The following is a 23,893-nucleotide window of genomic DNA, read 5'->3' as shown; positions in this document are numbered from 1 at the left end:
TATGCTGAAACAGCTGGGACGCTTGGCAGGCGAGCCTTAGCGAATCACGCGCCCGAAAGGTCGGCTGGCCCCAGATAAATGATGTCGATCTTGCTGACGTCTTGAGCAACCTGAGCGCGCAGCAATCCGGCTCGGCCTGGGTTGAGCGCACCTTGCACCGTACCAAGCGGGGTTCCGTCGGCCGAGAGCACCCGTGGTTGGCCTGTCCAATGGTGAACCTGGACCGGCGTGCCGGACGGTGGAGGGGCGTTCAGCCATGTTACGTTCGCCCAATATCGCCGGTCGGCCCAGGTGCGATTGTCACGCGGCGTGAAGCTTTGCACAAAGTCTATCCACATCGCTTTGGTTTCTGCGGTCGGCCAATCGGGCAGTGCACTCCATGCCTCGACTGCCTCGGAGTTCAGCCAATGCCGAAGCTCCTGCCCGGTATGGAAGGTTGCGCCGGTATCCGTGACGGCCTTGATTGCGGCGAGCCTCGAATTGAACCCCGCCTGGATCAGTATCGATGCAGAGCGATTCAGGGTCCCGGTTTCGACTGCGGGAACAGCAAGGCCAAGTTCGTGATCTTCGAGAGGAAGATCGAAGACGCCGATCGTATCGCCGTTGGCGGCTGCCCGAACTCGGATCGCCTCCATGGCCCAGGGAAGGCGGTACACGAGTCCGCCCTCAATGAACTGCAGCGTCTCTGATTCTTGACCGGCCGCGATCATCGCCATCGGCTGACCGAGTAGCCAGGCTCGCAGGATGTCCCGCCAATTTGCCGGCATGGAGTCTGGCATGAAGGGATAGAAGCCGAAGACCAGCTCGGCGAAAGCCGTGATCGCTACGATGGCCGCGTCCGCGTCGTTTTGGAGGATTGCACCGTTGGCCTGAACCAGAAGATTATTCGCGTCTGCGGCAATCGCGTCCAGTGCCTGGCCGGTCGAAAGGCCCACCCCGGCCAGGAAATAGCCCCGGCGGCGCTCGGCAGTGGATTGGCTCCAGATGAGCCGGCTACGCGAGACGAGACCCGCTTTGAGGGCCTGCTGCACTGGCTCGTTCTGCCGTAGAAGGCGGCGCTGCCAGAGGGAGGACTGAAGGATGGTGTCCAGCGCCGCTTCGATCCCCTCGTCCGGGATGTCGTTTTCACCGATCAGGCTGAGGACGGCCGTGTCGAGGGTCGCGACATGTCGCTCCCAGTCGGCAAGCGCGCGCGCACGGTCTTCTGGTTTCTCGTTCGCGACCTCGGGGAAAGTCCAGGCTGCGGCATTGTTGACCACATATTCGACGAGTAGATCGAGGTCGCCGCCGATACGTTCACGCATGCGAGCCAACAGGGCTGCAACAAGCCGGACCAAGCCACTCTCCATCTCCCGTGCGCCGAGGTCAGTGATAAGGGCTTCCCAGTTGCGCCGCTTTTTGGCGATGTCATCGAACATGGGAAAGAGCACCATGCCTTCGACATCGACATAGGCTCGGCCTGCCCGCCCGATGACATTCTTGAACTCGGAGACCTCAATCATCTCGCGGTTGCGGTGCAGCGAGTGCATGATGACGGCTGTCGCCGACAGGTTGAGGCCTTGCGCCAGGGTGGGCGAAGAGATTGTTACCTTGAGCACATTGTCGCGTAGAAGGCGCTCAACCTCTTTGCGATACGCGGTTGGCAGAGCGCCGTGGTGAAGGGCGACCCCCAGGCGCAGGCATTTGAGAATCGCGCTGTCCGGTCCCAGCCATTCTTCTCCGAGCGCGATTGCCGTGCCGAGAACTGCTGGGTCGGCTTCGAGCAGTGAACGCAGTGCGCCACGCTCATGAAGATCGACGATGACATCCGCGAAAGGCTCTACGCTTCGCCGTAGCGGGCAGAAGATCAGGACGGTCTGTCCATCCTCAATTAGTCGCCAAGCGGTGGCAAGGCACAGTTCACGCTGGTCACCGGGAAATAGCTTGGTCCGCCGTCGCTTCGGCGGAATCCAGTCGGGAGGGGCGAACCCGGTCAGGAAGCGTTGAACCCAGGGCCGTTCGTCCCCGACGCGAAGGTTGAGACGTGCCGTGGGCGATCCCCAGATCACCTCGCCAAAGCGCAAGCGGGTCGGGCGCCAGTCATTCTTGATCAGGCCGCCAGGATGATCCCGCCGTAGCCAACCAGCGAAATCGTCGAGTTGATTGCCGTCGGGCAGGATAGCGGAGAGGCAGACGATCCGCCGTTCGTGAGCATCGGGACGGCGAAGGAGCCGCTGGATCTGCACTTCATAGCGAACTTCGCGCTCATTCAGGCCGATCATGTGGCCTTCATCGAAGACGAGGAGTCCCACATCGTCGAGTAGGGACGGATCATTGCGCAGCGCGAAGTCGAGTTTTTCAGGCGTGGCGACGACAATATTGCGTTCGCGGATCGCGTCTTCGTCAAAACCGCTAACGCCGATGCTGCCGTAGAGCGCCGAAATCGTCTTCCCAAGCGGCCCGAAGGTTCTGAGCAGGGTCGTTTCGGTCTGGGCCGAAAGCGCGCGCAGCGGAGTTATGAAAAACACCCTCTTCCCACCGGCAAGGCAACGCAGGATGCACAGTTCGGCGATACGGGTCTTGCCAGCGCTGGTTGGCAGGGAGACGACGAGGTCATCTGACTGGTCGACAGCACGGGTAGCGGCCTCGATCTGGGACGGCCAGAGGTCGATTTCGGCTTTGGGCCGCCGCTGAAGCAAGGTGATGAACAGTTCACGAAGCTGGGGCCATTCGGCGGCTTCGCCGCCGATGGGGAGAAGCGGCACCTTTTCGTGGAAGCTGTTCGACCACAAATCGGACAGGAGATGAATCGCGATCCGGTGCGCCCACCATTGTGGCAGCAGGTTGAGTTCGCTGCAGATGGCAAGACTGACGTGCAGCCTTTCGAGCGCCTGATCGAGCAACACCCGCTCACCGCGTTCCAGAGCGAGGATGAACAGGGACATGGCGGCCAGGAAGGCATCAATTAGCGCTGTATCGAGGCCCTCGAAGAGAAAGTCATGGCCACCGTCAATGGGATCGGTTGCGTCCCCTATCTGCTCGAGCTTGGCCTGGATGGCAGCGGCAATGCGGGCGTCACTGCCTTCGCCTGAAGCTCGGTAGTCGAGGACACTTGCGCGAAGGGCCGCGAAATTCCGCCGCATCAACTGGGCGAGCACGCGCTCGATCGGCGAGAAATTTTCGTCGTCCTCCACGATTCCGAGCAGAGAATAAGCGCGGGCGGAAAGATGTGCGAGGTGGTAGCTCGATGCCGCCATGACGAAGTGGAAGTCACGATCGACCTCCTCGCGATTGCCCTTGGCGATAACGGCTTCAAGGGCAGTGGCCGCCTGCTCGAAAGCGACACGCGCGCGCGTCTCGTCACCGCCAAGCTCACGCAGTCGCAGACCAAGCCCGAGTAGCGCGTAACCATGGGAATGGAGGTCATAGCTGAGTTGGGGAGCAAAATCCGGCGCATCAGGCGGCAAGATACCGTCGCGCCAGATGATCGCGCGCGCCTGCCCACGGGCTATGAGGCGCCCACGGAAGCCGGCAGTGGCGGCTTCGGCAATGTCCGCGGCTATGGCTTCAGGGGTTGTTGGCATTGGCAATTACCTGATCATAAACGGCGCCGATGAAAGCGGCATGGCCCGCTACGCGCAGGCCAACCCCCCATTGGTTGAATTGGCCCGGATAGGCCTGAAGGGACGCGGCAAGCATGGCGTCAGGCGCGTTGCCAGAGAATGTGAAAAGCAGATGCCAAACGTTCTGCGGCGGGATGCCATGCTTGAGCAGCGCATCGTCAATCGCATCCGCAAGGGGAAGATTGTTAAGCTCGAGTAGACGTGCCGAAATGAACGAGAGGGCGTGGGCGGACGGCAGACCACCGTCCTTATCTAGGCCGGCGCGGGCTTCAACGAGAACTTGCGCGGTGAGTGCCACCCTGCTTTTCGCCTCGGTCTTGAGAAAATGCAGGCGCTGGGTCTGAGGGTCCTGGAGGATGCCGATCACATCCTCTCCGCGCATCGCCATGTTGCGATGATCTTTCCAGCGCAGGCGCTTGATCGGCGCACGATAGCCACCGCTATGTGCGTCGATCCATTCGGTAGCATATATCTCGCCAAGATCGCCGGAGCGGATTGCCTTGGTCGTCGGGAGCTTGCCCTGGATGAGCGCGGCCGCGGCCGGCTTGCCGAGACGGGCAAGCGCCCGCGCCACATGTTCCTCCGACGCGTAGTGCGCTGGGACGATTGCGGCGGTTGCCTGAATGCCAGTTGGGAGGTTCGCGGTCTGGCCGGTCATGACCCGGCGGAAGTGGTTTCCGACCGGTTCATCGACCGCAACGCACCAATCGTTGAACTGCGCCATGCCCCTCACTCCCAGTCAATGAAGCAACAGGTAACCTCTGAAAACGAAAGCGGAAAGGTCCATTGTCTGACACTGGGTCGATAACAAGGATCAGACTTCATTCTGGTTCTGCCGCAAAAACGCCTGCCAAGGCTGTCCTTGGGGCTTTTAACTTTGACAGAATAGCCCGCCGTTTCTTTCTGCTGCTTCGCTAGCCGACGCCGACAAAAACCACCTGTTGCCTTCCTACATTCTGATGCCTTTTTGCTCTGCCTCGTGAGCGCAGCCAGTGGTCGGCTGCCTCGCAGACACGAGGCAATTCATGAGCGTCATCCCGATCCAATCGCAAGCATCGGCGCGCGGCGCGCGCATGCTGCGCACGGCACTCGGGCCGGAGATCGCGGCCTGGCTTGAGGACGCCTCAGTCATTGAGGTCATGCTCAATCCCGATGGTCGGCTCTGGATCGACCGGCTGGGTGCCGGGATCGCCGATACGGGACGGGAGATGTCCGCTGCCGATGGCGAGCGGATCATCCGCCTAGTCGCGCACCATGTCGGTGCCGAGGTCCATGCCAAGGCACCGCGCGTTTCAGCTGAGCTTCCCGATACGGGGGAGCGGTTCGAAGGGCTGCTGCCGCCGGTCGTGGCCGCACCGAGCTTCGCGATCCGCAAGCCTGCTGTCGCGGTGTTCACGCTCGCGGATTACGTCGCGGCCGGGATCATGGCCGTGTGGCAGGCCGATGCGCTGGCTGAAGCGGTTGGCGCGAAGAAGAACATCCTCGTCGCGGGCGGTACCTCGACCGGCAAGACCACCCTTACCAATGCCCTGCTGGCCGAGGTCGCAAAGACCGACGATCGCGTCGTCCTGATCGAGGACACGCGCGAACTGCAATGCGCCGCGCCCAATCTCGTCTCGCTGCGCACCAAGGATGGCGTGGCGACACTGTCCGACCTTGTCCGCTCGGCCCTGCGGCTTCGGCCAGACCGCATTCCCATCGGCGAGGTGCGCGGTGCCGAGGCGCTCGACCTACTCAAGGCTTGGGGCACTGGCCATCCCGGCGGTGTCGGCACGATCCATGCCGGATCCGCACTCGGCACGCTGCGGCGCATGGAGCAGCTGATCCAGGAAAGCGTGGTCACCGTGCCGCGCGCGCTCATCGCCGAAACCATCAACGTGATCGCCGTGCTGGTCCGCGACGGCACCGGGCGGCGGCTCGCCGAACTCGCCCAAGTCACCGGGCTCGATGATCGCGGCGACTACCTGATCCTTCCCATCACCCCCCAAACCAAAGGAATTATCTCGTGATCCAGACCACTTCACGCGCCCGTGCCCGCATTTCTTCCGCCATGCTCGGCAGCTTCGTTACCCTTATCATCGCCACGCCCGCCCATGCGGCGGGTTCGTCGATGCCGTGGGAAGCACCGCTCCAGTCGATCCTCGAATCCATCCAGGGGCCGGTCGCCAAGATCGTCGCGGTGATGATCATCATCGCCACGGGGCTGGCGCTCGCGTTCGGCGACACCTCGGGCGGCGCCCGCCGAATGGTCCAGATCGTGTTCGGCCTGTCGATCGCGTTTGCCGCCTCGTCCTTCTTCCTGTCGTTCTTCTCGTTCGGCGGCGGAGCGCTGGTCTGATGGACGCTGCGCCGCCTGAAGCCGTGCCGGGCTACGTGGTGCCCGTCCATCGCGCACTGACCGAGCATATCCTGCTCGGCGGTGCGCCGCGCGGGCTAGCGATCGCCAATGCCACGCTGGCTGCGGCGATCGGGCTTGGTCTGCGCCTGTGGATCGCCGGCGTCGCGATCTTCGCCCTCGGCCACATGGTCTCGGTCTGGGCGGCGCGGCGCGATCCCCAGTTCGTCGATGTCGCGCGGCGGCATCTGCGCTTTCCCACCTATCTGAGGGTTTGAGCCAATGCTCTCGCTTCGCGAATACAGGAACAAGGCCGACCGGCTTGCAGACTTCCTGCCCTGGGCGGCGCTGGTCGCCCCCGGCGTGGTGCTCAACAAGGACGGCAGCTTCCAGCGTTCGGCGCGCTTCCGCGGCCCCGACCTCGACAGCGCCACACCCGCCGAGCTGATCGCAACGACCGCCCGGCTCAACAGTGCGCTGCGCCGATTGGGCTCAGGCTGGGCGATCTTCGTCGAGGCCGTGCGCCGCCCAGCGCATGACTATCCTGACAGCGACTTTCCCGACCCGGCATCGGCACTGGTCGAGCGCGAACGCGCGGCGCAGTTCGCCGAGGAAGGCGCGCATTTTGAGAGCGGCTATTTCCTGACGCTGCTGTGGATGCCGCCGGCCGAAGATGCCGCGCGTGCCGAGAGCTGGCTCTACGAGGGCAAGGCCGAGAAGGGCATCAACCCGAAGGAACTGCTCGACGGCTTCATCGACCGCACCGATCGGCTGCTGCGTCTGGTCGAAGGCTTCGTTCCCGAGGTCGCCTGGCTTGATGACAGCGAGACCCTTACCTATCTTCACAGCTGCATCTCGACCCGCAACCATCGGGTCCGCGTGCCCGAGACGCCGATGCACCTCGATGCGTTGCTCGCTGACGAGCCGCTGACCGGCGGACTCGAACCCCGTCTGGGTCGCGCGCATCTGCGCACGCTCACCGTGGTCGGCTTCCCGAGCGCTACCTTTCCCGGACTGCTCGACGAACTCAACCGGCTCGCCTTCGCCTATCGCTGGTCGACCCGCGCGATCATGCTCGACAAGACCGATGCCACTCAGCTGCTCGGCAAGATCCGGCGGCAATGGTTCGCCAAACGCAAGTCGCTGGGCGCGATCATCAAGGAGGTGATGACCAACGAGGCTTCGGTCCTGGTTGACAGCGATGCCTCCAACAAGGCGGCCGATGCTGACGCGGCGCTGCAAGAATTGGGCGCGGATCATGTCGGCCAGGCCTATGTCACCGCAACCGTCACCGTCTGGGATGAGGACGCAAGCCTCGCAGCCGAGAAGCTGCGCTTGGTCGAGAAGGTCATCCAGGGCCGCGATTTCACGGTGATCGCCGAAGGCATGAACGCGGTCGAAGCCTGGCTCGGGTCGCTCCCCGGCCATGTCTACGCCAATGTTCGGACACCCCCAATCTCCACGCTCAACCTTGCCCACATGATCCCGCTCTCGGCGGTGTGGGCCGGGCCGGAATGGGACGAGCACTTCCGCGCACCCCCGCTGCTCTATGCGCGGACCGAAGGCTCGACCCCGTTCCGGTTTTCGCTCCATGTCGGCGATGTCGGCCATACGCTGATCGTCGGGCCGACCGGAGCGGGAAAATCTGTGCTGCTCGCGCTGATGGCCTTGCAGTTCCGCCGCTACGCGTCCGCCCAGGTCTTCGCCTTCGATTTCGGCGGTTCAATCCGGGCAGCCGCACTCGCCTGCGGCGGCGACTGGCAGGATCTGGGCACCAGCCTGGCCGATGACAGCGCTGGCGCTGTGCTGTTGCAACCGCTGGCGCGGATCAATGAACCTGCCGAACGCAACTGGGCAGCCGAATGGCTGCAGGCGATCCTGGCAGCCGAGGGCGTCACGGTCGATCCCGCCACCAAGGAGCATCTCTGGTCGGCGCTGTCTTCGCTTTCGACCGCGCCGGTTGGAGAGCGGACGCTGACAGGGCTTACCGTGCTGCTTCAGTCGCAGGCCCTGAAGCAAGCGTTGGCGCCCTATTGCATCGGCGGGCCGTTCGGACGGCTGCTCGATGCCGAGAGCGAGCATCTGGGTGAAGCGAGCTTCCAGGCCTTCGAGACCGAAGGGCTGACCGGTTCGGCGGCAGCGCCCGCCGTGCTGTCCTACCTGTTCCACCGGATCGAGGGGCGGCTCGACGGCTCGCCGACGATGATCATCATCGACGAGGGCTGGCTGGTACTCGACAGCCCAGCATTCACCGCGCAACTGCGCGAATGGCTGAAGACGCTGCGAAAGAAGAATGCGAGCGTGGTCTTCGCGACCCAAAGCCTTGCCGACATCGAAAGCTCCGCGATCGCGCCCGCCATCATCGAAAGCTGCCCGACCCGCATCTTCCTGCCGAATGAGCGCGCGGTCGAGCCGCAGATCCTCTCCATCTACCGCCGCTTCGGCCTCAACGACCGGCAAATCGAGATCGTCGCCAGGGCAACGCCAAAGCGCGATTATTACTGCCAGTCGGCGCGCGGCAACCGCCTGTTCGAGCTGGGCCTGGGTGAGGTCGCACTCGCCTTCACCGCCACCTCGTCGAAGACCGACCAGCTCAGCATCGCAGAACTGACCGAGGCCCACGGCACGGCGGGCTTTGCCGCTGCCTGGCTGCGCCATCGCGGCCTCGTCTGGGCTGCTGACATGCTTCCCCCAGATCACGTTCCCCCCGCCCAAATGGGCAAACCCAAGGAGTAGCAGCCATGAAGTCCTCCCGTATCCGAAATGCGCTCGCCGCCGGTGCTGCCGTGTTGTCGATGACCGCTTCCGTCCTGGCCCCGGCACCCGCCTATGCCCAGTTCGGCGGGATCGTTTACGACCCCAGCAACTATTCGCAGAACATTCTGACCGCGGCGCGCACGCTCGAGCAGATCAACAACCAGATCCGTGCATTGCAGAACCAGGCGACCTCGCTGATCAACGAAGCGCGCAATCTGCAATCGCTGCCGCTGACCATGCTCGCGCCGATCCAGCAGCAGCTCCAGCAGACCCAGCAGTTGATCGGCCAAGCCCAGCGCATGGCCTACGACGTCCAGGACATCCAGACGAAGTTCGGCCAGCAGTACAAGTCGATCGATCTCACCCAGTCCGATCGGGCTCTGGTCCAGGGCGCGGAGAGCCGCTGGCAGAACAGCGTTGCCGCCTTCGAAGACGCACTCAAGGTCCAGGCTGGTGCCGTCGGCAATATCGAAGGCGCGAGGACCGCGGTGCAGAGCCTCGTTACCGCGAGCCAGTCGGCGACGGGAGCACTGCAGGCGGCACAGGCAGGAAACCAGCTGCTCGCGCTGCAATCGCAGCAGCTTGCCGATCTCACAGCGACCATTGCTTCGCTCGGGCGCGCCCAGACGCTCGATGCCGCAAATGCTGCCGCTGCCAAGGTGCAGGCGCGCGAACAGCTTCGCCGCTTTCTCGCGCCCGGCCGCGGCTATGTGCCGACCTCGGCCCAGATGTTCCGGAACTGAGCCGATGGACACCAAGCTCTTCGCGCGGGTCGGAGCCATCGCCTTCGTCGGCGTGGCCATCACGATGACCGCGCTCCAGCTGCGCGAAGAGCCGGTCCGGGCGGTGCCCGAGGTGATCGACGTCACCGATCCCGACAGCGATCCGCTCCCCGAATTGCTGCGCCAATGCAACGCGATGGGTGAGGCGGCAGCGCGCGATCCGATCTGCCACGCAGCCTGGACCGAAAAACGCCGCCGTTTCCTTGGCAAGGACAGGCATGCCGCTCCCGGCCTGGGATCGTCCGGCGACGGTTTCAGTCCGCCCCTGCCGGCGGTCTCGGGCACCGCGCAAGCCGGAGAACAGTGACATGGGTGGCACCGGCGTCGTCGACCGCTTCCTCGACATATTCTCGCGCTACATCGACAGCGGGTTCGGCCTGCTTTCGGGCGAGGTGGCGTTCATCGCGACCACGCTGATCGTCATCGACGTGACGCTGGCCGCGCTGTTCTGGTCATGGGGCGAGAACGAGGACATCATCGCCCGCCTCGTCAAGAAGACGCTGTTTGTCGGCGTGTTCGCCTATATCATCGGCAACTGGAACAGCCTGGCCAGGATCGTGTTCGAGAGCTTTGCTGGGCTCGGACTCAAGGCGAGCGGGACAGGCTTTTCTACGGCCGAACTGCTGCAGCCAGGACGTGTCGCGCAGGTGGGCTTGGATAGTGCGCGCCCGCTGCTCGATTCGATCTCCGACCTCATGGGGTTCATCAGCTTCTTCGAGAACTTCCTGCAGATCGTCATCCTGCTGATTGCCTGGGCGATTGTCATCATCGCCTTCTTCATCCTGTCGATCCAGCTGTTCATCACGCTGATCGAGTTCAAGCTGACCACGCTTTGCGGCTTCGTGCTCATTCCCTTCGGCCTGTTCGGCAAAACCGCCTTCATGGCCGAACGGGTGCTCGGCAACGTCGTATCGAGCGGCATCAAGGTGCTGGTGCTCGCGGTCATCGTCGGCATCGGCTCGACCATCTTCAGTGAGTTTACCAGCGCGATTTCGGGTGAGCCCACCATCGAGGACGCCTTGTCGATCATGCTGGCGAGCCTGACGCTGCTTGGCCTTGGCATCTTCGGCCCCGGCATCGCCAATGGCATCGTCTCGGGTGGACCGCAGCTTGGCGCAGGGGCCGCAGCTGGAACCGCGCTGCTCGCAGGTGGTGCCGCCGCAGGCGCCGTTGCTGGCGCCAGGCTTGCCGGCGGCGCGGTGGCCAGCGCTGCTTCCAACGTCGCGCACGGCACCTCGCGCGCCGCCGGCGGCGCGACAATGGCCTATGCCTTGGGCTCGGCGGGCAAGTCGGGCGCAGCCGCAGTTGGTTCAGGGATGGCGGCGGTCGGCGATGCCGCTGTCGGTGCCGCGACGTCGCCACTGCGCAAATCCGCTGACGGCATGAAGCAATCGTTCCGCGAAGGTAGCCGCGCCGCAATCACCAACACTGGCGGCAGTATTACGTCTTCTGGCACGCCCGGACCCAATTCCTCGGCACCGTCACCGGCTGAAGCCAATGCCGGCCAACCTGCTTGGGCCAAAGCAATGAAGGACCGGCAGACCATCACCCATGGCGCAAACATCGCCGCCCACACGCTGAAGGCTGGCGACAGCCATGGCGGCGGCAGTTCCATCGACGTTAGCGAAAAGGACTGACACACATGTTTCGACGCCCCTCGATCCGCTACGGCAAGACCCCCGAACCCGACACACCCTATCAGCGCGCCGCCCAGGTCTGGGATGACCGCATCGGCTCGGCCCGCGTCCAGGCACGCAGTTGGCGGCTCGCCTTCTTCGGCGCGCTCGGTCTTTCGACCTGTCTGACCGCCGGGATCATCTGGCAGGGCGCGCGTGGAAGCATCGTGCCCTGGGTAGTCCAGGTTGACCGGCTCGGCGAAGCGCAGGCCGTGGCCCCGGCGGACGCAGGCTATAACCCCAGCGACCCCCAGATCGCTTTCCACCTTGCGCGGTTCATCGAGCAGGTTCGCGCCGTGCCCGACGACGCAATCATCGTCCGCCAGAACTGGCTGCGCGCCTATGATTTTGCGACCGACAAGGGCGCGCTGGCTTTGAACGACTATGCCCGAACCAACGATCCGTTCGCGCTGATCGGACGAGAGCAGGTCGGGGTCGATGTGACGAGCGTCATCCGCGCTTCGCCGACGAGCTTCCGCGTCGCCTGGGTCGAGCGGCGCTACCGCGACGGCAGCCTTGCCGAGACGAGCCGTTGGACGGCGATCCTGACCATCGTCGTCCAGACTCCGCGCGCCCCCGATGCCTTGCGCAAGAATCCGCTCGGCATTTTCGTCAACGCCATCAACTGGTCGAAGGAACTCGGATCATGATCAGCACCCTCCCAGCGGCAGGCCGCCGCATCGCCATCGCCTTGCTCATCGCGAGCACCGCGCTTGCTTCCCCCACGCAGGCCCAAACACAAGCCACGCACCAGCCTGCACCGCTTGGCGAGCCCAACGAGGTGCCGCAGGCGGCCTATCCTACCGACAGGGTCGTCGTCATCCCGGTGCCGCTTCCGCTTCCCGGCCAACTCAAAGCCTTTCCGCAGCGCGTTCCTCCCCGCGCCGCGGGCCGCTCCCGCCCGTCCTTGCCCCGGGACAGGGTGGGAGCGGCAAACGATGCCGCGCGCGTCGAGCCCGATCGCACCGGGTTCGTCAACGCAATCCAGCAATACCCATACGCCGATGGTGCACTCTATCAGGTCTATGCCAAGCCCGGACAGGTGACCGACATCGCGCTGCAGGAAGGCGAACAACTGGTCGGCTCAGGCCCGGTCGCTGCCGGAGACACGGTGCGCTGGATGATCGGCGATACTGTGAGCGGTATAGGGTCGGCTTCGCGCGTCCATATCCTGGTGAAGCCGGTCCGGCCCGATATCGCCACCAACCTCGTCATCAACACCGACCGGCGAACCTATCATCTCGAGCTGCGCGCCAATCCCAGCGTCTACATGGCTTCGGTCTCGTGGAACTACCCGCAGGATGAACTGATCGCGCTCCGGCAATCGCGTGCGGCAGCAGATCGAGCCGCGCCGGTGGCGGCAGGCATGGATCTCTCCAGCCTAAACTTCCGCTACGCGATCGAAGGCGACCGGCCCGACTGGCGACCGCTGCGCACGTTCGATGACGGAACCCGGGTGTTCATCGAGTTTCCGGAAAGCGTCGCCCGGGGCGAACTGCCGCCGATGTTCGTCATCGGACCCAAAGGCGAGGCCGAGCTGGTCAACTACCGCGTCTCGGGCCGCTACATGATCGTCGACCGGCTCTTCGCCCAGGCCGAGTTGCGGCTTGGCGGGCGCAAGGGCCAGGACAAGGTGCGGATCGTCGCCAACCGGAGGGCGCGGTGATGACCTCAAACGCTGCTCAAGAACCCGCCGACGCACCGCTCGCCGATCCCGACAGCGCAGTGCGCTTGCGCGGCGATCCACCGCGCGTGATGCGGCTTTCGCGCAAGGCCATCGGCATGGCCTCTGCTTGCGGTTTTGCGCTGGTCGGCGGCGCGCTGATTTATGCGTTGCAGCCCCAGGGCCGCAAAGGCACGGAGGAACTCTATAACACCGATGGCGTCGCGGTGGCCGACAACCTTGCCGGTGCGCCCAAGGATTACGGCCAGGTGCCCAAGCTCGGCCCCGCGCTGCCAGGCGATCTCGGAAAGCCGATCCTCGACGCACAGCGACGCGGCGACATCGCGGCCTTGCCGCCTGTTGGCACGCCGCAGCCTGTACCTCCCAATCCCGCAGCCAATGCCGCAGAAGCCGCGCGCCAGCGCGCAGAACAGGAACGCGAGGCCGCGCGGGCGAGTCGCCTGTTCTTCGGAGGCGGGACGCCGGGGAATTCCGGCGCGGGCTTCGCCAGCCTGCCAGCGCCTGCCGAAAATCCCGCTGCAGCGCCAGCTGCGGCACCGCAAAACGATGCCGGGCGCAAGCAGGCCTTCTTGGAACGCGCGAGCGACCGGCGCACTGTCTCGGGCGAGCGGCTCACGGGTCTGGCTTCGCCGTCGATTCTGCAAGCCGGCTCGGTCATCCCGGCAGCGCTGATCACCGGCATCCGCTCCGACTTGCCCGGGCTTGTAACCGCGCAGGTGACGCAGAACGTGTATGACAGCCCGACCGGACGGATACTACTGATCCCGCAAGGCTCGCGACTGATCGGCGACTATGACGCCGATGTCGCGTTCGGCCAGAGCCGGATACTGCTCGCCTGGAACCGGCTGATCCTTCCTGATGGCCGCTCGATCGTGCTCGAACGCCAGCCCGCGTCTGACCCACGCGGCTTTGCCGGACTACAGGACGGTACCGACTATCATTGGGGCGGCGTGTTCAAGGCGGCGCTCGTATCGACGCTGCTGGGCGCTGGTTCCGAGCTGGGCTCTGGTGACGACGGCAATCTCGCCCGCGCATTCCGTCGCGGCACGCAGGACAGCATCAACCGTGCCGGCGAGCAGATCGTCAGTCGTGAACTGAATGTGCGGCCGACGCTGACGATTCGACCGGGGTTTCCGGTGCGGGTGCTGGTGACGCGCGATCTGGTGCTGGGAGATGGGCAGTGACACGGTTGAAATTGGCCGACCTTGCCGATCAGAAGCCGGTGCGGCTGACGGTGGAGGTATCGGTGAGGTTGCACCGTGAGTTGCTGGCCTACGCCACCGCTCTCAATGGCGGCGATGCCAAGGGTGCGCCACCGCCCGAACGCCTGATCCCGCCTATGATCGAGCGGTTCATCGCGACCGACCGCAGCTTTGCCAAGACGCGGCGCGGCGCTCAGCCCGGATAGCGTTCCTCGATCAGCTTGAAGAAGCGCTTGAGCGCAGGGTTCTCGTTTTCCTCGCGCCAGTAGAGGGCGTATTCCAGACGGGCCGGACCATTGGGGTCGTAGATCTCGCGGAAATGCAGGTCCGGCCAGGTCACGCCCTGAGAGGCTTCCGTGGCAATGGTCACAAAGCGCTTGGCCGTGATCATGGCGAGCACGCTTTCGAGACTTGTGTCCTGATAGATGATGTTGGGGCGATAGCCTTGTTCGGTCAGCCGCGCCGAAAGCAGATTGCCGAGGATCGGTCCAAGGCCGCCGCTGGGAACGACGAAGACTTCCCGGCGCAAATCCTGCCAATAAATGCGCTCATTCCCGGTCAGCCGGTTGTCGCCGAGAAGCACAACCATGAGCCTCTCAGACCAGAGCGGTCGTGAGAGGACACCCGAATCCTCCAGTCCGGCCGGTGCAACAGCTACGTCGATCATACGCGACTGGAGGCTGTGGAGCAGCTTCTCGGGACCGGCTTCGACTCCATCGAACTGCACATCGGTATAGCGGGTCAAGTAGTCCGTGAAGGCGTGTTTGAGATGCCCACCCATGAGTGTAGAGCTGTACCCGACAGCAACGCGGCCCTGTTCGCCGTAGCTCACAGCCCGCGCGGTGGTCTGGAGGTTTTCAACGTCGGTGACAATGCGCCGGGCTTGTTCGATAAAGACCCGGCCGTTTTCTGTGGGCTCGGCGCCGCGAGTGGTGCGTTCGAACAGTTTGACTCCAAGCCGATGTTCCAGCTGCATGACGCGGCGGCTCAGCGTGGACTGCTTGACATTGAGCGCGGCTGCCGCGCGCGAGAAGCTCTGCGTGTCGGCGGTCATCACCGCATACCGCAATTGGCGAATTTCTATGCCCATGTGTTACCGCGCCTCCTCTCACCAGCGGTGATCAGTCGCGGCAGGCGCCCTATCCTTACAGCGACGGCTCACATTAATTGTCGTGCGCCTGATGGTGCAGCAGCAGTGGGAGGGCCTCGCGTAAATTAGTATTGAACGATCATTCCAAACAAGCTAGATGGTTGTTCATGCCTTGGGAAAAACGATTCGATATCGATGAGACGCTGACACGCGCCATGCAGACGTTCTGGACGCATGGCTATGAAGCGACCTCGATGCAGGACCTGGTCACTGCGACCGGGGTGAACCGTGCCAGCTTGTATGCAACCTACGGTGACAAGCGCGAGCTTTTCCTGACTGCGCTTCGCAAATATGACGGCGAAGTGCGTCAGCGTACTCTGGCCGAGCTTGGTCAGACTCTGTCACCCTCCGGTGCGATCCGCGCCATCTTCGACAAGTTCATTGGCCAGACGCAGGTGACCAACGGCAACTGGGGCTGCTTCTTGGTCAATACCGCGCTTGAACTGGCGGCGCATGACCCCGAGCTGGCCGAGATGGTCAACCGTGCGCAGGACGAGATCGAGGCATTTCTTCTCGCCATGATCCGCAAGGGACAGGCCAGCGGCGAGTTCAGCGCCCAGGGTGATGCTGCGATGTTGGCGCATCAGGCGCTCGCGGCATTCCTGGGCATGCTGGTGATGATCCGCAGCCGGCCAAAGCCCGAATATCTTGAGGCTATCAGGGACGGAGTGCTCAAATCGCTGGCCTGAGCCGCGTCCCCTTTTTTGTCCAGTTTGGAATGATCGTTCAACACTATAGGAAGGAGTACAACAGTGCCATTGGTCCAGATCAAGGGAGTGGGCGGCTACCTCTCGCTCGAACAGAAGCAGGAACTCATCCGCCGCGTCACGGATGCGGTGGTCTCCGTCGAAGGTGAGGGCCTGCGCAAGGTCACCTGGGTAACCATCGAAGACGTCTCTCCCGGCGCCTGGGGCGTCGGCGGTCAGCCGGTCACTGCTGACGATCTGCGGGCCATGGCTGCAAGCGTCGAAGCCGCCTGAACCAACAACCCCCAACGAAAGGAAAACTGTATGTCTGAAGTCTTCAAGACGAGCCTCCCGCTCCGCACCGCCGAGGATGCCGATCCGGCTGTGAGCGCTCCGCTCAAGGCGGCGCAGGCAGGGATGGGCATGGTGCCCAACATGTATGCAGCGATGGTCAACCTGCCTGCGCTGCTCGACACTTACAATCATGGTTATGGCAAGTTCCGCGCCGAGGCGGGCTTCACGCCTGTCGAGCAGGAAGTCGTGTTCCTCGCGATCAGCAGGTTCAATGGTTGCCACTATTGCGTTGCCGCGCACAGCTTCGTTGGCGACATGATGTCGAAGGTACCGGCCGAGGTGACCGACGCTATTCGCGATGGCCGTCCAGTGCCGGATGCCAGGCTTGAGGCCCTGCGAACTTTCGCGCACCAGATGACCGAAAGTCGCGGCAACCCGACGCCCGAGCAGGCCCAGGCCTTCCTCGCAGCGGGCTACACCGAAGAGCACATTCTCGGGATTGTCCTTGCGATCAGCGTCAAGGTGATCTCGAACTACTCCAATCACATCTTCCATACCGAGCTCGATCCTGGCTTTGCCGCTCGCGCCTGGTCGGCTGCCGCCTGACTATAGTGCTCCCCCTTGGCCCGGCGTCGTGACAGCCGGGCATGGCCGGCGAACCCACCCCCCTGCCTCGCCGGCCGGGGCCGCGTCGCCCTTCGGGTCGCCCACCGAATGACGCGGCCCCTCCGGGTGCCAAAAAATACGATTGTCTCGTGTAACCGATCGCTCCCTTTCGCCGAATTATGACGAGAGGGAGTTGGTCCTTCTGCGTGGATAGCAGACTCAGGGCTATCGCGCTCACTAAGGCCAATCCCCCTCACTCCGCTGGCCGGGATCGTCCGGCCGGGCTTCGCCTGTCTACCGGATGCGGCAGGGTGAAGGGGGAAGTCTTGCGTGTCCGATAATGACGAGGGGGTCTGACCCATGAAGAAATCCAAACTTGCTTCCATGCTTGCCGTGATGGGTGGCCTGACAATGGCCACCGCTGCCTGTTCGAAGGAGGCCGAAGCTCCCGCCGATGCTCCTGCTGGCGCTGCCATGGCCGATCAGTCCGCGGGCGGTTGCGCCGCGAAGCCGTGTGCCGCCGCCTCCTGTGCGCCGAAGGGATGCGAAGCCAAGCCCTGCGCACCAAAGCCCTGCGCTCCTAAGGGCTGCGGCGCGAAGCCTTGTGCCCCCAAGCCTTGCGCTGCCAAGCCCTGCGCGGCAAAACCCTGAATCCCTGCAGGGGTTTGCCGATGTGGCCGGCGGCGCGGGAGTGGACCCGCCGCCGGCCATGACATTCTTGCGTGAGAGAGCGATGACCGAACGCGATGCGGCCGAGGTGGTCGTCGAAACCATCACGCGAATGGCGCTGGAGCAACGCCCGCTCATGCTTCGCGTCTTGCCGGCGGACGACGTTCACTTCTGGGCGCATTACCCCGACGACGATGCGCGCGACGCGATGACGCGCTCACGCTGGTACTACCACGTCCATGCACCCGGAGATCGGGATCCATCCGAACACGGGCATTTCCATCTCTTCCTACACCGCACCCAGCTTGATGACCCGGATGCGGTGCTCGCCGCGCCTGCCGAGGGTGAAGATGCGCCTGCCCATGTGACCCACATCGCCGGTCTATCGGTCGATCAGAGCGGCGTGCCGCTGGCGTGGTTCGCGACCAACCGCTGGGTAACCGACGAATTCCTCTATCCGGCCGATACGATGATCGCCCACCTTGATCTCTACAATGTCGATGCGACGCCGGAAGACGATTTGGTCAACCGGTTCCTGACAGCCATGGTCGCGCTCTATCGCATCGAGTTGGCCGATCTGCTCCGGACAAGGGACGCGGCGCTCGCCGCACTGGTCAAGGTCAGTGGTCCCGAAGCCTATGAGGCGGACAGCGATATCCTGGCCACCTGTCCGATCGATCTCGACGCCAAGATCGAGAGCCTCGGCATCGCATAGCCGTCAATCGGCCTCCGCGATTCCCCACATGCTCGCCAGACGGGTGTAGCTCCGCTCGCCGCGATGCGGATCGTCTGTGGCACCGCCCATCCGCGCCATGCGTGCATCGAGTTCGGCCTGGTCGGCATCGAGCGGATTTGCCTTGATGCCCGAACCCTCGACGATACGGTTCATGAAGTTGAACAGGGCGCAGACGCTGACCGCGTCGAACAGCGCCTGCTCGTCCCAGCCTGCCGCATAGACACGGGTCGCATCGGCCTCGATCATCATGCTCGGCGTTTTGGTGAGCTTTCCGACATAGGCCAGGATCGGTTTGAGCTTGTTATCGACCCTGCTGGTTTCAAGATCCGCCATGAGTCCGTCGAACAGGTCCGGATCGACCCCAAAGGCACGTGCGGCGACGACATGGGCACCGTGGCAATATGTGCAGGAGTTGATCCCCGAGACATAGGCAGCGATCAGTTCGCGCTCGGCTACGGTCAATGGTGAAGGATCGCGGAGCAGGCGGTCATGATACTCGAGCAGCGGCATGACCGTGTGGGGGAACCGGCGAAAGACCTTGTCGAGGCCCGGCTCGCCTTCGATCGATGGGAATACGGGCATGGTCTCTCTCCTCGAAAACGGCCTCAATCTGGCGTGAATATTCGGCGGGCCAGCAGGCTGCGCTGGACCACCGTCAGCAGGCAAAGCGCGGCAAAACCGATGGCGATGGCTGGGAACTGCGCGGGCCACAGGCACATGGCGATGAACACCGCGATGGTTTCTGCACCCTCGGCCAATCCAGTCGAATAAAAGAAGCTCTTGGCCCCATGTTTCGTGGATTCCTCGCCGCGTCTGGCGGCAATGGCAGCGAATACGAGAAAGCTTGCGCAGGTCAGGGTAAAGCTGGCGATCAGCAGCATGGCGACGGCGGTGTTTTCAGTGGCCGCGAGGCCAAATCCTACGGGCACCGCGACATAGAAGACATAGTCGGCAAGGGTATCGAGATAGCCGCCGAAGTCGGTAAGTCCGATTTCCCGCGCCACCGCACCGTCAAGGCCGTCGATCAGGCGGTTGAGGAGGATCAGAGCCAGCCCGGCGAGATAATGATGGTGGGCTATCGCGAAGGCCGCCGCCAGCGCCGGAACCAGCCCCGCCAGAGTCACGGCGTTGGCGCCGATGCCCACGCCCGCGAGCGCCCGGCCCATTGCATTGAGCGGGGGATCGATCAGCGGGCGGAGCTTTGCATCGAACATCGTTATACCGATATCACGTCAAGGGAGTCACAAGGCCAATCATCGCCCCGCACATCGCCGAGGCGAGGTTGCCGGCGATCCAGCTCTTCATGCCAAGCTGCGCCGCCTCGCGCCGCCGTTTCGGGGCCAGCGTACTGATCGTTGTGACCAGCAGGCCGACGCTGGCGAGATTGGCGACACTGCAGAGCGCATATGTGACGATCAACTGGCTGCGTGCGCTGAAGGTGCCCAGCGGCACCTTCGCGAACTCAAGGTAGGCGACATATTCGTTGAGAATGGTCTTGGTGCCCATCAGCGATCCGGCGGCGGGAGCCTGGTCCCACGGCACGCCGATCGCCCACATGGCGGGGGCGAATAGCCAGCCGAAGCTGCGCTTGAGCGTGATCGGTTGGCCATCGACCAGTGGCAGATTGGCCAGGATCTGATCGCTGAGATTGACCAGCGCGAAGATGACGATGATGATCCCGATCACCGCGAGGACCAGTGTCACGCCCTCCATGGTGCCGCGCAGGATCGCATCCATCGTGCCGTCGTAGTGCACTTCTGGTTCTACCTGGGTGCTGTCGGCCTCGTCTGCATTCCCTGGCACCATCATCCGCGCGATGAGAATGGCGGCCGGCAGCGAGAGGAACGAGGCCACGATCATGTGCCCTACGGCATCGGGCAGGACCGGAGACAAGGTGGTGGCGTAGAGCACCAGCAATGCGCCCGAAATGTTGGCCATCGAGAGCACCATCACCGCGAACAGTTCGGCGCGCGACATGGTGGCGCACCAACTCCGCACGATCAGCGGCGCCTCGACAACGCCAAGGAAGATATTGGCGCCCGCGTTGAGACCGACCACGCCGGTCACGCCCAGCGTGCGGCGCAATATCCACGACAGCCCGTTCACGAGCCAGCGCAGAATGCCCCAGTGCCAGAACAGGGCGGTCAGCGCCGAAAAAACGATGATCAGGGGCAGGATCTGGAAGGCGATCACGGTCGGTGGCTCGACCCCCGGCTTGAGTGCGAAGGGCAGTGCCGCCCCACCCAGATAGCCGAACATGTAACTCGATCCGGCCAAGGTTGCCTTTTCGATTGCTTCAACCCCCTGGTTGATTACGCCCACGGCGCGCCAGACCGCAGGTATGCGGACGAAAGCTAGCGCCATGCCGATCTGCATGGCCAGTGCGCCAGCGATCCATTTCCGGCCTGGCATGGCCTTGCGGTTTTCGGAAATCGCCCAGGCGAGCAGCAGGATCAGCGCAATGCCGATCAGCCCCTGTCCTTGCTGCAAGATCACCATTGTCCCTCAGTCTCCCCTCAGAACTTCCAGGCCGCGCCGAATTGGAACTGGCGCGGCGTCCCGGCATTGCGCTGCACGAAGGGTGCGCCGCCACCGAACTGCACCTGATTGGATGTGGTCGCTGCGTTGGCAAAGCCGGATTCGTTGTTGGCGTTGAACAGATTGAACACGTCGGCGCTGAGTTCGAACCTGCCGCCAAGGCCGGGGATCGCGTAGCGCAGTCCGACATCGACCGTGACCGACCAGGGCAGCCGTGCGGCATTGCGCTTTGAGCCGGGGTAACGGTCGGAATTGCCGACGAAGTTCTCGCCGAACGAAGCGCCGTCGCCGTTGAGGTCCTGGGTGCCGAAAATGCGCGCATCGGGCACCAGATTCACCGGCTGCCCCGACTGGAACAGGCCGGCCACGCTCAGCGTCAGGCCATCGAGCGGGTAGAGATAGCCGACGGCCGAAATCACATGACGCCGATCATTGGCGGATGGCCCCCATTCGGTGCTGAAGTCGTTTGAATTGGCAGCGCGGAAGTTGATGTCGTCGGTATCATTGGTGAGCTTGGAGAGGGTGTAGCTCAGCCGGAACGCGTAGCTGTCACTCCCGCGCGCTTTGCTCACCTGCAGGATCAGGGCCTTGTACTCTGCTTCGCCAGCAGTCTCCGAGACCGTGATTTGCCGGGCGCCGCCGGGCACAAGGGCAACAGGGCGTGTTGCATCTGCATCGGCTACCGAACGCACGAGGCCCAGGCTTTGCGCGAGCGCGAAGCGGGCTGCGTTGTCGCCTTGGCCCTGGAGCAGCGCGATATTTGCTGCGGTCAGGTTGGCGAGGTTCGGGGTGAACGAGGTCGGCGCGTTGAGATCGCGCAGTCGGACCAGATTGTGCGACCGACTGTAGATCAGGTCAGCCGAGAGCGTCAGCGTATCGCTGGCCTGAAACTGGTAGCCACCGCTCAGTTGCAGGCTCCACGGGCTCTGGTAGCCGGCAGGATTGAGGATGCGCCCTTCGCCCAGCGTGGCCGTGTCGCGCAAGGCCTGGACTTGTGCGGGCGCAGGACAGGCCGTGACGGTGCCGCACGATGGTGAAGCTGTCAGGTTGCCATCGAATGTCACCTTCGAAAGGTCCGTGCCCGCAGGAATTATGCCCAGCGACTGAAGCTGGCCGAGTTGCGCGAGAAAGCCTGGCGAGGTGGTGTTGCGCTGGAGCGCGTCCGAGATGACGGCGTAGGAGAGCTTGCCGTAGAACAATCCCGCCCCGAATCGCAGCGTGGACCGCGCATCCGGGCGATAGTTGAGCGAGAAACGCGGGGCGATATTGTCATAGTCGCCGCCTTTTCCGCCTTTCGCAGTCAAACTGTCGTAGTCCCAGCGCAATCCCAGCGTCGCGGTCAGCCTGGGGCTGAGTTGCCATTCATCCTCAAGGTAGAAGGCAAGCTGAGTCTGCCCGGTGCCGAAGCTCTGCGGGCGCAACTCGACCGAATAGTTGGCGACTGCCGGATTGAGCGCGAGGACGTCCTGTGCCGTCAGCCCCAGTCCCTTGCCGCCAGCGGCCAGACTTGCGAGTTGTCCCGCGGTCAGGTCGACTGTGAAGTTCCCATCCGGATTGCCGCCGCCGAGCAGCGCGAAGTCCGAGCGGATCACATCGGCGCCCAGACTCAGCTTGTGGCTGCCGAGCTTGCGCTGGAGGCGGTGCGTCGTCTGCCAGGTCTCTTCGAGATCGTTGAAGACGAAGCCCGGATGCCCGACAATGCCCACGGTCAACCCGCTCGGATCGCGGATCACGACTTGCGGCCCGGCAGGCCCCTTGGGCTTGCCGTAGTCCCAGCGGAAACGGCTGAACTGAACCGCGCCGTCGTAGCTCCATTCGTCGCCTGAATAGCTTGCTGTTGCCGCGACAAGCGTCGAGAACCGGTCCTGGTCCGACCCGGCCGACGGGAAGGTCACATTGCCGCCGCCAAGCCCGCCGCCCGGCCGGTCGATAGTGACGCGGCCGAAGTTGGCGCGCAGGCCCAGCGTCCAGTCCTCGGTCAGGCGATGATCGAGCCGGACCGACCCGAGGTGAAACTCGTTGTTTCCGGTGACATTGGCGACGGTTCCGAGAGCAGGAGCATCGACGATCTGGAGATTGCGGTCGCGGGTGTATTCGAAGTTGGCGTAGAAGAAGGTCTTGTCGCGCACCAGAGGCCCACCAATGGCAGCGCCCGCCTGGTAGCACTCGAAACTCTCGCCGACAGCGTTCCCGGAAAGGTCGCGGCGGGGGAACGGTGACTGCGCATCGAGCGGGCGGCCAGGTCGCACCAGCGCATAGACTTCACCGGACAAGTCGTTGGTGCCCGACGGCGAGGTGTAATTGACGATGCCATTGGCGGTGCGCCCGTAGGCGACCGAATAGGAGTTCGCGAGCACCGTCACTTCGCGGGTGAAGCCCAGCGGAACCGGAAACTTGAGGCCGCCGAGGAAGTTCTCATTGTTGTCGAGGCCGTCGAGCAGATAATTGGTATCGAGACCGTTCGATCCGTTGATCGAGATCGAGGGCGCTTCGGGAAAGAAGCCGGTCGATGCCACCACACCCGGCAGGCGGACGAGCGAGCCCAGCACGTCGCGCCCCTCGATCGGCAATGCGGCCAGTTCTTCCCGGCCGAGCGAGGCGGAAACCTCCGCATTGACCGTGTTCAGCTTCGTGATCCCGCGGGCGCCGGTGACAACAATAGTCTGCGCTCCTGCCGGCGACAGGCGCAGGGTGACGCTGCTGGTGAAGTTCGCGCGCAGCGTAACGCTTGCCTGCTGGCCGCTTTCAAAGCGGCCGCCCGCCAGCGTAGTGACGCGATAGCTCCCCGCCGTGATCAGGCCCTCGACCCGGACGAAACCTTGCTCGTCGGAACGCACGGTGCGGGAAAATCCGATGCCCTCGTTTTCGATTCTAACCTCGACATTCGCGGCGGGCTCATCGGTCACAGCGTCCACCAGCGCGATCTGAATGCCGGCCTGCTGCGCCTGGGCGGGAGCGGCGAGGGCGGCGGCAACAACAACACTCGCGGACAGGAAGAGGCGGGAGGGAAGCAAGCAGGTTCTCCAATTTCATGATGAGGCCAAAATCAGGACAGGAAAGGCGTCGGGTTCGGTTGATGGGATCTTTGTCGCCGGACGAGAGACAATGCTTACAGGCCGGTCGGAATTTCCTGCTGCCGGCGGCGATGTAACCATTCGTCTCGCTTGCGCGAATAG

22 protein-coding genes are annotated in these 23,893 nt (G+C 63.7%); 15 read left to right on the top strand and 7 right to left on the bottom strand.

Annotated features, from left to right (window positions below):
• Window positions 1-44 precede the first annotated feature (44 nt).
• Both CD928_RS21060 and CD928_RS21055 read right to left on the bottom strand, forming a co-directional pair.
• Window positions 45-3,563, bottom strand: a complete 3,519-nt coding sequence (locus CD928_RS21060; RefSeq protein WP_095389039.1) for a DEAD/DEAH box helicase — start codon at window positions 3,561-3,563, stop codon at window positions 45-47.
• A complete protein-coding gene (locus CD928_RS21055) occupies window positions 3,547-4,326 on the bottom strand; it encodes a Hachiman antiphage defense system protein HamA (RefSeq protein WP_095389038.1) in 780 nt (259 codons plus the stop codon). The genes CD928_RS21060 and CD928_RS21055 overlap by 17 nt, the downstream gene beginning before the upstream one ends.
• A gap of 301 nt (window positions 4,327-4,627) precedes the next feature.
• Between CD928_RS21055 and trbB the strand changes: the two genes are divergently transcribed.
• From trbB to CD928_RS21000, 11 genes are read left to right on the top strand one after another with little or no spacing between them, the layout of a single operon-like run.
• Window positions 4,628-5,611 (top strand): P-type conjugative transfer ATPase TrbB, encoded by a 984-nt coding sequence (trbB, locus tag CD928_RS21050; protein ID WP_095389037.1) that lies wholly within the window; start codon window positions 4,628-4,630, stop codon window positions 5,609-5,611.
• Window positions 5,608-5,940, top strand: coding sequence for a TrbC/VirB2 family protein (locus tag CD928_RS21045; RefSeq protein ID WP_095389036.1), 333 nt, complete (start codon window positions 5,608-5,610; stop codon window positions 5,938-5,940). Before trbB ends, CD928_RS21045 begins: the two co-directional genes overlap by 4 nt.
• Window positions 5,940-6,215 carry a VirB3 family type IV secretion system protein gene (locus CD928_RS21040; protein ID WP_095389035.1) on the top strand — a complete coding sequence of 92 codons (276 nt, stop codon included), beginning with the start codon at window positions 5,940-5,942 and terminating at the stop codon, window positions 6,213-6,215. The genes CD928_RS21045 and CD928_RS21040 overlap by 1 nt, the downstream gene beginning before the upstream one ends.
• A 4-nt stretch (window positions 6,216-6,219) precedes the next feature.
• On the top strand, window positions 6,220-8,673 hold the full coding sequence (gene trbE / locus CD928_RS21035) for a conjugal transfer protein TrbE (protein WP_095389034.1): 2,454 nt from the start codon (window positions 6,220-6,222) through the stop codon (window positions 8,671-8,673).
• A 5-nt stretch (window positions 8,674-8,678) separates the two neighbouring features.
• A complete protein-coding gene (trbJ, locus tag CD928_RS21030; protein ID WP_095389033.1) occupies window positions 8,679-9,437 on the top strand; it encodes a P-type conjugative transfer protein TrbJ in 759 nt (252 codons plus the stop codon).
• Between the two features lie 4 nt (window positions 9,438-9,441).
• Complete coding sequence (trbK-alt, locus tag CD928_RS21025; RefSeq protein ID WP_095389032.1) at window positions 9,442-9,783, top strand: putative entry exclusion protein TrbK-alt; 342 nt, start codon at window positions 9,442-9,444, stop codon at window positions 9,781-9,783.
• A gap of 1 nt (window position 9,784) precedes the next feature.
• Entirely contained in the window at window positions 9,785-11,113 is a 1,329-nt protein-coding gene (gene trbL / locus CD928_RS21020; protein WP_095389031.1) for a P-type conjugative transfer protein TrbL, read from the top strand.
• Between the two features lie 5 nt (window positions 11,114-11,118).
• Window positions 11,119-11,802, top strand: coding sequence for a conjugal transfer protein TrbF (trbF, locus tag CD928_RS21015; protein WP_095389030.1), 684 nt, complete (start codon window positions 11,119-11,121; stop codon window positions 11,800-11,802).
• Window positions 11,799-12,818 carry a P-type conjugative transfer protein TrbG gene (gene trbG / locus CD928_RS21010; RefSeq protein ID WP_095389029.1) on the top strand — a complete coding sequence of 340 codons (1,020 nt, stop codon included), beginning with the start codon at window positions 11,799-11,801 and terminating at the stop codon, window positions 12,816-12,818. Before trbF ends, trbG begins: the two co-directional genes overlap by 4 nt.
• Window positions 12,818-14,020 (top strand): TrbI/VirB10 family protein, encoded by a 1,203-nt coding sequence (locus CD928_RS21005; RefSeq protein ID WP_095389028.1) that lies wholly within the window; start codon window positions 12,818-12,820, stop codon window positions 14,018-14,020. Before trbG ends, CD928_RS21005 begins: the two co-directional genes overlap by 1 nt.
• Complete coding sequence (locus tag CD928_RS21000) at window positions 14,017-14,244, top strand: DUF2274 domain-containing protein (RefSeq protein WP_095389027.1); 228 nt, start codon at window positions 14,017-14,019, stop codon at window positions 14,242-14,244. Before CD928_RS21005 ends, CD928_RS21000 begins: the two co-directional genes overlap by 4 nt.
• On the opposite strand, the gene CD928_RS20995 is transcribed toward CD928_RS21000, so the two are convergent.
• Window positions 14,232-15,128 carry a LysR family transcriptional regulator gene (locus CD928_RS20995; RefSeq protein WP_095389026.1) on the bottom strand — a complete coding sequence of 299 codons (897 nt, stop codon included), beginning with the start codon at window positions 15,126-15,128 and terminating at the stop codon, window positions 14,232-14,234. The two genes, CD928_RS21000 and CD928_RS20995, sit on opposite strands and share 13 nt — an antisense overlap.
• A gap of 131 nt (window positions 15,129-15,259) precedes the next feature.
• Here CD928_RS20995 and CD928_RS20990 point away from each other — a divergent pair, with 131 nt between their 5' ends.
• The 4 genes from CD928_RS20990 (at window position 15,260) to CD928_RS20970 (ending at window position 18,158) form a co-directional block, all read left to right on the top strand.
• Complete coding sequence (locus tag CD928_RS20990) at window positions 15,260-15,877, top strand: TetR/AcrR family transcriptional regulator (RefSeq protein WP_141237222.1); 618 nt, start codon at window positions 15,260-15,262, stop codon at window positions 15,875-15,877.
• A 63-nt stretch (window positions 15,878-15,940) separates the two neighbouring features.
• Window positions 15,941-16,168: a 4-oxalocrotonate tautomerase family protein gene (locus CD928_RS20985; protein ID WP_095389024.1), complete on the top strand. Its 228-nt coding sequence runs from the start codon at window positions 15,941-15,943 to the stop codon at window positions 16,166-16,168.
• 30 nt (window positions 16,169-16,198) lie between these two features.
• A complete protein-coding gene (locus tag CD928_RS20980) occupies window positions 16,199-16,774 on the top strand; it encodes a carboxymuconolactone decarboxylase family protein (protein ID WP_095389023.1) in 576 nt (191 codons plus the stop codon).
• A 733-nt stretch (window positions 16,775-17,507) separates the two neighbouring features.
• A complete protein-coding gene (locus tag CD928_RS20970; RefSeq protein WP_095389021.1) occupies window positions 17,508-18,158 on the top strand; it encodes a hypothetical protein in 651 nt (216 codons plus the stop codon).
• Between the two features lie 3 nt (window positions 18,159-18,161).
• Here CD928_RS20970 and CD928_RS20965 read toward each other — a convergent pair whose 3' ends face one another.
• From CD928_RS20965 to CD928_RS20950, 4 genes are read right to left on the bottom strand one after another with little or no spacing between them, the layout of a single operon-like run.
• Window positions 18,162-18,761, bottom strand: coding sequence for a carboxymuconolactone decarboxylase family protein (locus CD928_RS20965; protein WP_095389020.1), 600 nt, complete (start codon window positions 18,759-18,761; stop codon window positions 18,162-18,164).
• A gap of 23 nt (window positions 18,762-18,784) precedes the next feature.
• Window positions 18,785-19,393 carry a CDP-alcohol phosphatidyltransferase family protein gene (locus CD928_RS20960; RefSeq protein ID WP_095389019.1) on the bottom strand — a complete coding sequence of 203 codons (609 nt, stop codon included), beginning with the start codon at window positions 19,391-19,393 and terminating at the stop codon, window positions 18,785-18,787.
• Between the two features lie 13 nt (window positions 19,394-19,406).
• A complete protein-coding gene (locus CD928_RS20955) occupies window positions 19,407-20,678 on the bottom strand; it encodes a NupC/NupG family nucleoside CNT transporter (RefSeq protein WP_095389018.1) in 1,272 nt (423 codons plus the stop codon).
• Window positions 20,679-20,695: 17 nt separating this feature from the next.
• Entirely contained in the window at window positions 20,696-23,731 is a 3,036-nt protein-coding gene (locus tag CD928_RS20950) for a TonB-dependent siderophore receptor (RefSeq protein ID WP_095389017.1), read from the bottom strand.
• Between the last annotated feature and the right edge of the window lie 162 nt (window positions 23,732-23,893).

It is taken from the genome of Sphingopyxis sp. GW247-27LB, from assembly GCF_002277025.1.
GTDB lineage: Bacteria > Pseudomonadota > Alphaproteobacteria > Sphingomonadales > Sphingomonadaceae > Sphingopyxis.
The sequence above is the reverse complement of the archived record's forward strand: the minus strand, read 5'-3'. Positions and strand labels throughout refer to the sequence as shown.